Origin of the sequence: Actinoplanes sp. NPDC026619, assembly GCF_040638295.1 — a bacterium.
Lineage (GTDB): Bacteria > Actinomycetota > Actinomycetes > Mycobacteriales > Micromonosporaceae > Actinoplanes.
The window spans coordinates 189,164-201,636 of the sequence record NZ_JBEZYA010000009.1 but is presented as its reverse complement, the minus strand read 5'-3'; the positions used below and the strand labels follow the sequence as shown (position 1 = coordinate 201,636).

Annotated in this window: 15 protein-coding genes and 1 tRNA gene; 5 read left to right on the top strand and 11 right to left on the bottom strand. The window is 69.5% G+C overall.

The window, feature by feature from the left end; genetic code table 11:
- Positions 1-339: hypothetical protein (locus AB0E90_RS21455; protein WP_360408103.1), on the bottom strand; the 339-nt coding region annotated here is incomplete at its 3' end.
- Between the two features lie 751 nt (positions 340-1,090).
- Between AB0E90_RS21455 and AB0E90_RS21450 the strand changes: the two genes are divergently transcribed.
- From AB0E90_RS21450 to AB0E90_RS21440, 3 genes are read left to right on the top strand one after another with little or no spacing between them, the layout of a single operon-like run.
- Positions 1,091-1,537, top strand: coding sequence for a DUF2750 domain-containing protein (locus AB0E90_RS21450; protein WP_360408100.1), 447 nt, complete (start codon positions 1,091-1,093; stop codon positions 1,535-1,537).
- Between the two features lie 21 nt (positions 1,538-1,558).
- Positions 1,559-2,029, top strand: coding sequence for a response regulator (locus AB0E90_RS21445; RefSeq protein WP_360408097.1), 471 nt, complete (start codon positions 1,559-1,561; stop codon positions 2,027-2,029).
- Between the two features lie 29 nt (positions 2,030-2,058).
- Positions 2,059-2,412 (top strand): PRC-barrel domain-containing protein, encoded by a 354-nt coding sequence (locus AB0E90_RS21440; protein WP_360408094.1) that lies wholly within the window; start codon positions 2,059-2,061, stop codon positions 2,410-2,412.
- On the opposite strand, the gene AB0E90_RS21435 is transcribed toward AB0E90_RS21440, so the two are convergent.
- The 6 genes from AB0E90_RS21435 to AB0E90_RS21410 all read right to left on the bottom strand — a co-directional run bounded on the left by AB0E90_RS21435 (position 2,375) and on the right by AB0E90_RS21410 (position 8,723).
- Entirely contained in the window at positions 2,375-3,394 is a 1,020-nt protein-coding gene (locus tag AB0E90_RS21435; protein WP_360408091.1) for a ketoacyl-ACP synthase III, read from the bottom strand. The genes AB0E90_RS21440 and AB0E90_RS21435 overlap by 38 nt on opposite strands.
- A 37-nt stretch (positions 3,395-3,431) precedes the next feature.
- On the bottom strand, positions 3,432-3,956 hold the full coding sequence (locus tag AB0E90_RS21430; RefSeq protein ID WP_360408088.1) for an EAL domain-containing protein: 525 nt from the start codon (positions 3,954-3,956) through the stop codon (positions 3,432-3,434).
- A 509-nt stretch (positions 3,957-4,465) separates the two neighbouring features.
- A complete protein-coding gene (locus AB0E90_RS21425; RefSeq protein WP_360408085.1) occupies positions 4,466-5,368 on the bottom strand; it encodes an MHYT domain-containing protein in 903 nt (300 codons plus the stop codon).
- A gap of 206 nt (positions 5,369-5,574) precedes the next feature.
- Positions 5,575-5,964, bottom strand: a complete 390-nt coding sequence (locus tag AB0E90_RS21420; RefSeq protein WP_360408082.1) for a hypothetical protein — start codon at positions 5,962-5,964, stop codon at positions 5,575-5,577.
- A gap of 78 nt (positions 5,965-6,042) precedes the next feature.
- Positions 6,043-7,269, bottom strand: a complete 1,227-nt coding sequence (locus AB0E90_RS21415; protein WP_360408079.1) for an Ig-like domain-containing protein — start codon at positions 7,267-7,269, stop codon at positions 6,043-6,045.
- Between the two features lie 203 nt (positions 7,270-7,472).
- Positions 7,473-8,723, bottom strand: coding sequence for an Ig-like domain-containing protein (locus tag AB0E90_RS21410; RefSeq protein ID WP_360408076.1), 1,251 nt, complete (start codon positions 8,721-8,723; stop codon positions 7,473-7,475).
- 158 nt (positions 8,724-8,881) lie between these two features.
- Here AB0E90_RS21410 and AB0E90_RS21405 point away from each other — a divergent pair.
- Positions 8,882-8,957 (top strand) — tRNA-Lys (locus tag AB0E90_RS21405).
- Positions 8,958-9,144: 187 nt separating this feature from the next.
- Here the strand turns inward: AB0E90_RS21405 and AB0E90_RS21400 are convergent.
- The 3 genes from AB0E90_RS21400 to AB0E90_RS21390 form a co-directional block, all read right to left on the bottom strand.
- Positions 9,145-10,098, bottom strand: coding sequence for a beta-ketoacyl-ACP synthase 3 (locus tag AB0E90_RS21400; RefSeq protein WP_360408073.1), 954 nt, complete (start codon positions 10,096-10,098; stop codon positions 9,145-9,147).
- 321 nt (positions 10,099-10,419) lie between these two features.
- Positions 10,420-11,265, bottom strand: coding sequence for a PhzF family phenazine biosynthesis protein (locus AB0E90_RS21395; RefSeq protein WP_360408070.1), 846 nt, complete (start codon positions 11,263-11,265; stop codon positions 10,420-10,422).
- Positions 11,265-11,552, bottom strand: a complete 288-nt coding sequence (locus tag AB0E90_RS21390) for a helix-turn-helix domain-containing protein (RefSeq protein WP_360408068.1) — start codon at positions 11,550-11,552, stop codon at positions 11,265-11,267. Before AB0E90_RS21390 ends, AB0E90_RS21395 begins: the two co-directional genes overlap by 1 nt.
- 181 nt (positions 11,553-11,733) lie before the next feature.
- On the opposite strand from AB0E90_RS21390, the gene AB0E90_RS21385 reads away from it, so the two are divergent.
- Positions 11,734-11,877 carry a hypothetical protein gene (locus AB0E90_RS21385; protein WP_360408065.1) on the top strand — a complete coding sequence of 48 codons (144 nt, stop codon included), beginning with the start codon at positions 11,734-11,736 and terminating at the stop codon, positions 11,875-11,877.
- On the opposite strand, the gene AB0E90_RS21380 is transcribed toward AB0E90_RS21385, so the two are convergent.
- Complete coding sequence (locus AB0E90_RS21380; RefSeq protein WP_360408062.1) at positions 11,874-12,446, bottom strand: TetR family transcriptional regulator; 573 nt, start codon at positions 12,444-12,446, stop codon at positions 11,874-11,876. The two genes, AB0E90_RS21385 and AB0E90_RS21380, sit on opposite strands and share 4 nt — an antisense overlap.
- Positions 12,447-12,473 lie beyond the last annotated feature (27 nt).

Sequence of the window (12,473 nt, the reverse complement as noted above, 5' to 3'; positions counted from 1 at the left end):
GCTGAGCCGGGTTCGCGGGCTGAGCCGGGTTCGCGGGCTGAGCCGGGTTCGCGGGCTGAGCCGGGTTCGCGGGCTGAGCCGGGTTCGCGGGCTGAGCCGGGTTCGCGGGCTGAGCGGGCTGGTTCGGCCCGTTCGGTCGACCCGGCTGACTCGGGCCACCTGGCTGACCCGGCTGGCCCGGTCGACCAGGTCCACCTGGCTGACCCGGCTGACTCGGGCCACCTGGCTGACCCGGCTGGCCCGGTCGACCAGGTCCACCTGGCTGACCCGGCTGACCCGGCTGACTCGGTCGACCGGGACCGCCCGGCTGACCCGGACCACCCGGCTGACCCGGACCACCCGGCTGACCCGGGCGACCCGGGCCGCCCGGCTGACCCGGGCCGCTGGGGAAGCCGCCCTGGCCGGGCCAGTTGTTGCTGCGCAGGACCGGGAGGGAGAGCGTGAACGAGCGGTACTCCGTGCGTGCCCGGCGGCTGCAGTTGTCGTACGAGATGACTGCCCGGAGCCGCGCGATGCCCGCCACGTTGAAATCGGGGTTGACCTGGACCACCGTGGAGTCGGTGCGCCCGGGGCGCAGGGAGTCGCCGTGGAGGAAGGTCGTGGAGTTGCCGCGGCCCCGGTAGTCGATGTCGACGTCGCGGGCGGAGATCCGGACTTCGGCGTCGCAGATGCGCCGGTCGGTGCGCCAGTTGATGCTGACCCAGCTGTCGGTGTGGGCGCGGACCGCACGCAGCCAGTTCGAGACCGGCTGCGGGCCGCGCGTTGCCGCCTCGGCAGGCGACGTCGCGGTGACCGTTGCCATCCCGACGGAGGCGGTCGCCAGGGCGACCACCGTTCCGATTCGCCGACTCTTCTTCATCCCATTCCTCCGGTGGCTGATCTGTCTTGCCCGCAGTCGGAAGACATACCGGGCAGAACGGACACTATGGTCAACTCGCCCGCAGAGGTGCGCTTTCAGGGTGCGTTTCGTACTTATCTACTCTTTCCTGTACAAAATGTTTAGTCGTACTCGGCCGAAAAGGTGAGTACCTGCGCCCGCGCCGAAACGGCGGCCACCATGAAAGGCGCACGCCTAGGAGGGAGAGGCCTCATGTCGCTCAGCGGAGCCCACAGGGCAGCGTTTCGCCGCGAGGTGTCGCTGGAGGGCCGGGTCTACGCGATCCGGGATACCGAGGGCTATCCGGCCCCGGCCGATACCGGCGGCGATCGGCGCGCGGTGCCGTTCTGGTCGAAACCCACCCGCGCCCAACTCGTCGTCAAGCACGTCACGGCGTACCAGGGATTCGAGGTCGTCCCGATCACGATCGACGACTGGCTGTCCAACTGGATGGTGAGTCTCGAACACGACGGGTTGCTCGTCGGAGTGAATTGGGCGGGCGCGCGGGCCACCGGTTATGACCTGTCACCGGGCCAGGTGCTGCGCTGGTTCGCCGAACTGGAGAGCGAACCGACCGCTGAGCCGGCCACTGCGCCGACCGCTGAGGCGGCCACGGAGAGTGAGCTGGAGAAGACGTTAATTCATACCACCCAACCGTAGTTCCGATCGACCCCTGCCCCTATGCTTGCGGCACAGCAAACAAGGGGGACATCCGTGCGGAGTCTGCAAATCCTCGTCGTGGATGACGATGACGCCGATGCCCTCATGATTTCTGAGGCACTCGAGCAATCAGAGCGACAGACGAACGTCGAGCGGGTCGCCGACGGTCGCGAGGCGCTCGACTACCTTCGGCGCGAGGGCAAGTTCGCCGAGGCGCCCCGCCCCGACCTGATCCTGCTCGACCTCAACATGCCGCGGATGGACGGCCGCGAGACGCTCGCCGCGATCAAGACGGACGACCAGCTCAAGGCGATCCCGGTGGTCATTCTGACCACCTCGGGCGCGGGGCCGGACATCGTGGCGAGCTATCAGCAGCGGGCCAACGCGTACGTGACTAAGCCGTTCGGTCTCGACGACTTCGAGTCGACCGTGCGCCAGATCGACCGGTTCTACCGTGAGGTCGCCACGCTGCCCGGCGAGCGCCCCGTGTAGGTGCCCGGCGCGGTGGGTACCCGGAACGCATGACCGACAACCAAGCTCCCGAGGACCTCGGCGCTCCGGTTTCCTACCTGGTGCTCGCCGACGGCACGCCCGTCTTCGACACGTCCGGCGACCGGGCCGGCGCGGTCGAGCACGTGCTCGCCGATGAGAAGTCCGACGTGTTCCACGGCCTGATCGTCAAGACGGCGGCCGGCCACCGGTTCGCCGCCGCCACGGTGGTCGACGGGCTCTTCGAGCACGGCGTGATCATGTCGGTGGCGGCGGCCGACCTGCCCGAGCCGAGTGCCGACGCTGCGGCGCGCGCCGCCGAGCAGGACGACTCGCTCGGGCAGAGCCTCAAGAAGGCATGGGACTGGCTGGTGCAGCCTCGATAGGGTGCCACCGCAGCAGGCAGGCGCCGACCGACATGCCACCGCCGAAGCCGGCGAGAAGCACCAGGTCACCATCGCGGAGCGCGCCCGAGCGGGCCGCCTCGTCGAGGGTGACCGGCACCGACGCGCTGCCCAGGCTGCCGTAACGGTCGACCGTGACGTGGGTGCGGGCGTTGCGCAGCCCGGACAGGCCGACCAACTCGTTCACGGTGACGCCGTCGGGCTGATGCGGAACGAAGTGGTCGATGGCCGCCGCGTACACCCCGGTGCGCCGCAACAGCGCCTCCAAAGCCCAAGGCACCTCGGACGCGACGAAGTCGCGGACGCCGGCCGGGTCGACCCGCAGGAAGTGGTCCCCGGCGGCCAGGGTCTTCTCCGAGGCCGGCAGGCGGCTGCCGCCGGCGTCGACGCGGACGAAGCCGTGGCCGGCGCCGCGGGAGACCAGTTCGAGGTCGAGAATCCCGTACCCGTGCCCGACCGTGCCGATCACGGCGGCGCCGGCGCCGTCGCCGAAGAGCACCGCGGTGTCCCGGTCGGCGAAGTCGACGACCCGGGAGTAGACGTCCGACGCGATGACCAGCACCCGCGCGGACGGGTTCACCACGATGAGGCTGTGCGCGAGGCCGAGACCGAAGACGAAACCGGCCGAGACGACGTTGATGTCGAAACAGACCGCCCGATTCGCGCCGATCGCCGTCTGCACCAGATTGGCGGTCGGCGGCTGCGGCGAGTCCGGTGTCGAGGTCGCCACGATCAGGAAGTCGATGTCACCGGCGGTGAGACCGGCATGCGCGATCGCCGCCCGCGCGGCGTGCGCGGCCAGGTCGGAGGCGGCCTCGTCGGGCGCCGCGAACCGCCGTGACTCGATCATGGTGTGCCGGCTGATCCACTCCGGGTCCGCGTCGGGGATCCGCGTGGTCAGCTCAGCGTTAGTCACTACCTCAGCGGGGAGGTAGGAGCCGGTTCCCAGAATGCCAACAGCCATACCGCACCCAATCGGCACCGAATCGCCCGAGTTGAGGTCAGACCGTGGTTCGTTCGCCCACGGCCAGTTGATCGGCCGGCAGCGGACGGCTGAAGTGGTAGCCCTGCAACAGGTCGAACCCGAGACCGCTGAGCACGTCGGCGGTGTGCTGGTCCTCGACGCCCTCGGCCACCAGGGTCAGGCCCAGCCCGTTCGCCATCCGCGCGACCAGGTTGACCGCGACCGGCAGGTGCACGCCCGCGGCTCGCCAGCGGGCGGCCTGCTCGACCGCGTCGGCGAGGACGCGGTCGGTGAGGTCGGTGATCACCGCCGAGCGCTCTGCCTGCGGCAGGAACGCGGCGGGCGCCAGGGGGCCACGGTCCGGGTGCTGCCAACGAACAAGAGCTTCAACTGAGCGTACGCGGCCCGTCGGGTCCACCAGAGGCTGGTAATGCAGCACCAGCTGTCCGTCGGCGATCGCGCTGCGCAGCTCGGCCTGCAGGCTCAGATCGGTCCGGTGCTCGGCGCGCAGCTCCGGTCGCCACTGCTCGAACACGGTGCGGTCCCGCTTCGCCGCGAACATGGCCGCGTCGGCCTTGGCCAGCAGCGCCTCGCCGGCCGGCCCGCGGGCGATGCCCAGCGACGCCTCGACCTGGATGCGTACGCCGTCGACGGTGATCGGCTCGTGCAGCGGCGCGGGCGGCGACGTCCCAGGCCGTCGCGGCCGGCAGCACCAGGGCCGGTTCCTCGGTCAGCGCGGCGAGCGGCGTTCGCGCCGGGCCGTCCCGCATGATCGAGTCCAGCCGCGCCCGGTCGAAGAGATGCCGGACGCCGCCGTGCGCAGTGATCACGCCGGGGCAGTCCGGGTTCTCCCGGAGCAGCGAGTCGATCTGATCGGTCGTCGTGTGCGGCGGAAGCACAGCTCCCGGCCTGGCGAGATCGCCCAGCGTCGCCACGTCTTTCGAGCTCCCCCGTGCCACCGCCCAGGACCTGTCCTGGCGAATTTGGCAACGGGAGGGTGCGAACCGGGTCTATTCCGGGTGCGGCCGGGTTGCAGCGACCGGCGAGCCGCTGACCTACGTCACACTCGCGCTATCGGGACGAGCGGTCCCGGTAGGTCCAGGAGCCGCCGCGCAGCTGCGAGTCGCCGCGCGGCCCGATCGCGCCGGTGCCGGGCTCGTCGGGTGCGGCGGCCGGCTGACGCGGGATCACGCCGGTGGCGCCGGCCTCGCGGCGGGCGGCGAGGTAGGCCGCGGCGGCGCGGTCCTCCTCGGTGGGCGCGGCCGCCAGCGCGTACGCCAGGCCGATGATGCCGAAGACGACGGCCAGGCCGATCGGCACGAGCAGGCCGGTGGCAGTGGCGCCCTGCAGCGTGACGGCCGGGCTGTGCTCGAAGACCGACATCGCGGACATGCCGGTGAAGTGCATGCCGTTCACCGCGATGCCCATGACCAGCGCGGACACGAAGATGACGAGCGGCTTGCGGACCGTGACGGCGAGGAAGAGGGCGACCGAGGCGGCCACCACGGCGATGCCGATCGAGAGGCCGACCCGGGTGCTCTGGTAACTGATGTCGCCGTTGAGGCGCATCGCGGCCATACCGGTGTAGTGCATCGCGGCCACGCCGAGGCCGGCGATGACGCCGCCGATCAGGATGCGGAGGTTGCGGGCGTGCTGCCCGAACAGGGCGATGGCGAGGCCGACGCCGACCGCGACGACCGCGATGATCGCGCTGGCGGCGGTGAGGCCGACGTCGTAGCGGATCGGGGTGCCGACCACGCTGAAGCCCATCATCGCGACGAAGTGCATGCTCCAGATCGCGGTGCCGCCGATGGCGAGGGCGGCGAGGATCAGCCACCAACTGCGCTCGCCGTTGCTGCGAGCCGTGCGGAACCGCCCGGCGAGAGTGAGCCCCAGCATCGACCCCAGGACCGACAGCACGTAGCTGACGGTCGGGGTCAGCCACCCGTGGTCGAAATGATGGATCTGTGCCATAACGTCTGTCCCCTCACGCCCACGACCGCGGTCCTGCCCCGGGACCTGGTCCGGTGCAGCATCCTGCCTGCTTGATCACCTGGCTGGGAAGGATTGTGACGGAACTTTCGTCACGTCCCGACTACAGATGTCGAAACAACGCGCGAAGTCCTCGCAAGCCGCGAACTCCCTGGTCACGACTCGCATCGACGATCATCTCTGCAAGATCACCCGACGGTCTGCAGGCCGCTCTCCGCGCACACGCCGGACATGTCGGAAGCGGCGGCACTAACCGCCGCGACCTTGTCGGGTTCGTCGGCTTTGCCCGCGGCGGCGACAGCGGCACGGTAGGCCGCCTCGAGACGGTCGGCCGAGTCGGCCAACGGCGCGTCGGCGGTCCGGCTCGACGAAACAATGTCGTCGGCCACTCCGGCGTCCATCAGGCTGCCGGCAGCCACCGCGGCCGCCAGCCGGGCACAGGCAGCCGAGCCGGACGGGTCGTCGGCAGCACTCGACTCCGACGGCGCGACGGAGGGGGCGGGAGTAACCGCCGGGACGTCACTGCCGCCACACCCGGCCGTCGACAGCAGGACAATGACGACAAGAAAAAGTCGCATTTGTCCATATTAGGGGTGCTCACGCCGTACACACGAAAAAGGCGCGGCCGTCGCCGACCGCGCCCCCTTCGGACCGAGCTAGAGATAGCTCTTTTTCTTGAACTGCTCGTAGCTGATGTTCCAGTCGGTCCAGCCGTTGCCGTCCTTCAGCTTCTCCTCGGTGCCGGAGACCGTGATCGGGTCACCCATCAGAGTGCGCGAGAAGAGCCAGGACCCCATCGCCTCGGACACGTTGACGCAGCCGTGCGACACGTTGGTGTGCCCCTGCCTGCCCTCGGACCACGGCGCGGCGTGGATGAACTGGCCGCTGTACGTGATGCGCTGGGCGAAGTCGATCGGGGTCTTGTAACCGTTGACCGGGTCGGTGTCGGTGGTGTCGAAGACCGTCTTGCGCTGCTTGTCCATCACGACCATCGTGCCGCTCGACGACGGCGTGCTCGACTTGCCCAGGCTCACCGGGATGGTCTTGAGGACCTTGCCGTTCTCCTTGACCGTCATCTGCTTGGTCTTGTTGGAGACCGTCATGACGAACGCGCGGCCGATGTTCAGATCGACGGTGAGGTCGCTCTTGCCGTAGTAACCGCTGCCCAGCGGAACACCAGCCAGCTGCACCTTGTAGAAGACCTTGGAGTTGGCCTGCCAGTACACCTTCGGGCGGTAGTGCACCTCGGTCGGGCTGATCCAGCCCCAGGTGCCCTCCTGCGACGGCGTCGCGGTGACCGTCATCCGGCGCTCGACGTCGTCGCGGTAGCTCTCCGGGATCGACTTGCTGAACTTGATGATCAGCGGCATGCCGACGCCGACCTTCTGCTGGTCACCGAGGAAGCTGGTCACCCGGATCAGCTTCGACGGCTTGGCCATCGTGGTGAAGGCGCTGGTGGTCGAGCCGTTCTTGCCCTCGGACGCGGTGCCGTTGACGGTGACCGTGTATTTGGTGCCCCAGGCGAGGGCCTTCTCCGGCTTCCAGAGCTTCGCGTCCTTGTCGAGCGTGCCCTTGACCTCGTCGCCCTTGGGGTCGGTCACGGTGACCGTGGTGTTTTCCGGATCGTCGCTCGTGTATTTCACCTCGGTGATCGCCACGACGTCCTTGGCCTCGCCGGCCGGCGACGTGACGGCCACGGTGCTCAGCGTGGGCGCGGCCGACGGGGTGTCGGAGCTGCCGCCGTCGGGCTGCGCACTCGAACCGGCGCCCTGCCAGGACGGCGACTTGTCGTCGCGACCGCAGCCGGAGCTGAGCAGGACGGTGCCTGCAATCAACGCGGCCGCGGCAACCCGCCACGGCCGGCGAACTCGACTGTTGTTCATGGTCCCCTCACGGCGTCGTTCTTCCCCGGCGCCCAATACTGCTCTATGGAGGCGAACTGACCAATCCCGGATTCGTGCCGCCGGCGTAAGCCGTACACGCGCGATATCCGTAAATCGCCCGATTCAGCGCTCTTGGGACCAGGGGGTTTTCGTTTCCTACCCCACAGACGCATCCGGCTCACCAGAACGTTGCGTCGCAGTTCTCACTTCAGACTGTCGGGTACCGGCAGAGCGCTTCCCTTGACGAATTCCGGCCAGCTGACATTCCACGCCGTCCAGCCGTCGCCGTAGGCCAGCTTGACACCCGTGCCGGTCACCGTCACCGGGTCTCCGACCAGGGTTTTGTCGAACAGCCACCGCGCGTTCGAGGGGCTGACGTTGACGCAACCGTGCGACACGTTGGTGTGGCCCTGCGAGCCCACCGACCACGGCGCCGAGTGAACGTATTGCCCCGACCAGGTGATGCGCTGTGCGAATTGGATCTCGGTCTGGTAACCGGCCGCGCCGTCGGTGTCGGTGGTGTCGAAGACGGTCTCCGACTTCTTCTCCATCACCACCATCGCGCCACTCACGGACGGCTTGCTCTTGCGGCCCAGGCTCACCAGCGCGGTCCGCACGACCTTGCCGTCCTGGGTCACCGTCATCTTCTTGGTGGCGTTGTCGATCCTCATCTCCAGGTCGCGGCCGATCTTCGCGGTGGCCGAGCGGTCGCGGTCGCCATACAGCCCCTTGCCGGTCGGCAGGCCACCCACCGCGATCCGGACCTTCAGCGTCGTGCCGGTCTGCCAATACTCCTTCGAGCGGTAGTACGCCTGGGTGCCGCTCGACGTCCACGACCAGACACCCGGCTGCGACGGCGTGGTCTGGACGAACATGCGCTTCTCGACGGCGGCGCGGTCGGCCTTCTTGATCCCCGGGCTGAACTCGACGACGACCGGCATGGCTACGCCGTACGTGTGATTGTCGAAAAGATAAAGGCCGGTGCCCGTTTTGTGGGCGGGGGCACCCATCGTCGTGAACGTGGTCGTCGCGGTCTGCGTGGCGCCGCCGTCCGTCGTGGCGGTCACGGTCGCCGCATACGCCGTCTTGGTCTTCAGCGGCGCAGCCGGCACCCAGCTCGAGCCGTCCTCCCGGAGCGCGCCGGCCACGGCCTTGCCGGCCGAATCTTTGAGGGCGACCGTGGTCACCTTGCCGCCGGCCACCGCGATCTCGGTGCTGACCGGCACATCCTTCTTACCCGCGGCCGGCGTCACGGTCAGGCTGGCCGGAACGGTCGCCGACTCGGTGATCGGGCCCTGACTCGCACCCGGGTCCGCGCCGGCGCTTGCGCTCACGTCGGGCGCCGCCCACGCGGCCGAACTGCCCGACTTCTTGTCACCGCAGCCGGAGAGCGCCAATGGCGCAATCACCGCCGCAGCCACGAACGCCACCAGCGAGCGCCGCATGCCGACCATCCCCGAGACCTCGTTCTTGAATTTGCGACCACATCCTGCCCCATGGATGCAAGCGGGCGGGTCCTCCCTGAGGCTGATTCAAGCTGTGAACTTGGGGGGAGGGGGCCGATTTCAAGGATCATGGGCATGCGTGCTAACGTTTTCGTCGTTGCCAACGAGCGCCGCTAGCTCAACTGGCAGAGCAGCGGACTCTTAATCCGCGGGTTGTAGGTTCAAGTCCTACGCGGCGCACCATGCATCATCAGGGCGTATAGCTTTCCGGCTATGCGCCCTTGCTCTTTTTGGAACGCCTGGTCACGGGCCTTCTCGGTTCGATTTCTTCGGGACGCTGGTGCAGGTGTCAGCGGCCAGCACGATGCTGCTGTGCTCGCGCAGCGCAGCGATCGGCTGACCGTCATTCCGCTTCAGTCGGGATAGCGGGTCAGGGCAATGTGACGACCTGAGCCGCGTACGAGAGGCCGGCGCCGAAGCCCACGAGCAGTGCGGGACCCGTCGTGTCGGGCAGGGCGGCCATCGCCTGCGGGATGGAGGCCGCGCCGGTGTTGCCGTTGGTGACGATGTCGGTGGCCACCCGCACGTGCGAGCCGAGCCCCAGAGCCTTGGCGGCGACCGAGGTGATGCGCAGGTTGGCCTGGTGGGGGATGAAGGCCGCAAGGTCGGCCGCGGAGATGCCCGCCGCATCCAGCGCGCGCCTGGCCAGGTCGGGGATGACGGAGGTCGCCCAGCGGAAGACCTCAGGGCCGGCCATGCGCAGAATGCCCGCCTCGTCGTACCGCAGCACCTCGCTCTTCGAACCGTCAGCGCCCCACACCACCGGGCCGATGCCGCACGTCTGCGCAGGGCCGACGACCACCGCGCCCGCGCCGTCGCCGAAGAGGAACGCCGTGCCGCGGTCGCGCTCGTCGATGATGTCGGTCATGCGCTCGGCGCCGACCAGGACCACGTAGCCGGCCGAACCGCTGCGGACGAGCGCATCGGCGGTCGCAAGTGCGTACGGGAATCCGGCGCACGCCGCTCCCAGATCCATCGCGGCCGCCGCGGTGGCGCCCAGCGCGTCGGCCACCAGGGGTGCTGCGGTGGTCGCGCGACCGCGGTAGGACATCGTCGCCACCAGGACGGCCGAGACGTCGTGCGGATCAACACCCGCGCCGGCCAGGGCCTTGGAGGCTGCCGCGGAGGCCATCGTGATCAGGTCCTCGTCGGGTGCGGCGCGTCGGCGCGACTCGATGCCACAGCGGCGGCGGATCCACTCGTCGCTGGAGTCGATCAGGGCGGCGATCGTCTCGTTGCCCACCTCGGTGCGTGGGCGGTACGTGGCGACGCTCAGGATGCGCGACCCGGGGTGACCGGTGCGGCACTGCAAGGGAGGGGCCATGGGCAGCAATCCAAGCATGCCCGACTGGGCGCACTCCGAATGCTTAGTTCCTCGTCGGTAACCAAGCGTTCAAGCGAGCGCAGTGGAAGCGAACCGCGGTCAGACGAAGTGCGTCCGAGCCGAGCACCAGGTGCCGTGGCGGCCGCGGCTCGCCGATGATCCTCAGCACGGCGGCGGCCGCGCGTGCGGGGTCGCCGAATTGCCGGCCGCTGGCTTGCCGGCGGACGTTGCGGATCGGGTCGACACCTCGTCGTAGTCGGCGATGGTCCGGGGCGTCCGGATCATCGAGCGACCGGCCCAGTCGGTACGGAACGCGGCCACTTAGATCGTCAGCCGAGCGACCACTCCGCCGATTCGGGCGGTGATGCCGGATCCGGTGTGTGTCGCGGCGGCGAAGACCGATGACGGTCTTCCGAGCGTGTCGCCCTGGTGGACTTCGATGTCGCCGTTGCCGGATGTGTCGAGCAGGTGGGCGGCGAGGCAGCCGACGCTGTTGGCGTTCGCGATGTCCTCGTCGACGCCGATCGCGGGGGCGAACATGCGGGCCGTTGCCGTTCGTGCGGTCGGCGACAGTGCGTAGCTGAAGCAGCCGAGATACCCGAGTCGGCGGCACTCGGCTGCCAGTCGGTCGAAGTCGGGCCGCATGGACAGCAGCGTGCGGTGATCCCGGACGGGGACGAGGAGTCGTGGTGTGCCGGGCGAAGCGACCCGTACGTCGGCGGCGATGTCCGTTCTTTGCAGGCCGAGGGCCGCGATGAGGCCACCGCCGGTGCTGTCGGCGTGGTCCGCCAGGGTGATGACGCCTTGGTCGAACCAGACCTCGACGCCGTCGTGACGTCGGATGGCGGTCGTGGCGAAGGTTCGGCCTCCGGTGCGCTGGCGCCCGTGGTGCTCGGTGGCGCCGCTGCGGTGCAGCAGGACGGCTTGCGCGGCGATGATGCCGTGGCCGCAGTTCGTGAGTTCCCCGGCGCTGGTGAAGAAGCGCACCGTGGGCGTGTCCGCGGTGCCGGGGTCGATGAACGCGGTGTGGGAGGTGCCGGTCCTGCCGGCGGTGGCCTGCCGGTCGTCGTCGGTGAGCGTGGCGTCGTCGATCACGACGGCGGTGGGGCTGCCGCCTCGCCCGTCGCGGGTGCAGGCGTTCACCACTGCCACCGGCGGGCCGGCCATCAGGTCTCGCCGTCGTCGCCCAGGGCCGAGGCCCACGCGTCGGACCAGCGGGCGAGCGGGCGCAATGCCTGGTAGGCGCCAACGCCGAGGTCGGTGAGCAGGTAGGCCGTGTCCGGCTGCTGGGCGACGAGGTGGGCGTCAAGCAGCTCGGTCAGCCGTTGCCGCAGGACGCTGGAGGACATGTTGTCGCAGCGCTGCTGCAACGCCCGGAACCCGACCGGCCCGTGCCGCAGCTCCCAGACGATGCGCAGGTTCCACCGGCGGCCGAACAGATCGAGTGCGGCCATGAGGGGTCGCCCGGTGCTCGATCCGCGTACCGGCTGGCCTGGCCTGGGTGCCGTCATCGCCTGCGCCGCCCCTCTGATGCTTCGATCTTCGACACAGTAGCGCCCGGCAGGGTGGTTCGATTTCCGAAGCGGCTGGCTATCCGGCCTGCCGCGCCGCCGCCAGGATCACCAGCAGGCCGCCGTGCGGGCGAACATGGCGGCCCGGTTCGCCGACGTCGAGCGACTGCACGCCGACGACATCGCCGAGGCCGTGTCCTACATCGTGACCGGCCCCCGCCGCCGGGCCGTCGCCGAGATCGTCATCCGCCCCACCGACCAGGTCTAGCGCGAATCTCCCGGGGCGGTCAGCCGGCGGACGGCCTCGACCACGGCGGCCCGGCGGCGGCCGTGCTCGACCAGGTCGAGGAATTCCGGCTCGCGCAACTGCCACATGTTCGCCAGGGTCAGCACCAGGGCGAGGATCTCGCCCGGCGCGATGCGGTCGGTGACGACGCCCCGGCTCTGGGCCTGCGCGATCACCTCGACCTTGTCGGCCATCGCGGCGGTGGTCGAGGCCCGCCGGGCGGCCGGGGCGCCGCGCTCCAACTGGTACCACGCCACGAAGCGCAACACCTCGGGGTTCGCCAGGCCGGCGTCGCAGAGCCGGCCCGCATACTCCCCCAGGTCGTCGGCGTCGATCGGGACGGCCGAGACGGTCTGCTCGACGATCAGGTCGAAGACCGCGTCGAACAGGCCGTCCTTGTTCTCGTAGAACGAGTAGACCAGCCCGGCGCTGATGCCCGCCCGCTTGGCCAGCCGGTCGACCCGGGCGCCGGCCACCCCGAACGCCGCGAACTCGGCCAGCGCCGCCTCGATCAACAGCCGGCGCTTGGTGTCGGGATCCCGTGTCCGCATGCCCCCAGTCTTCTTAATGAACATTCA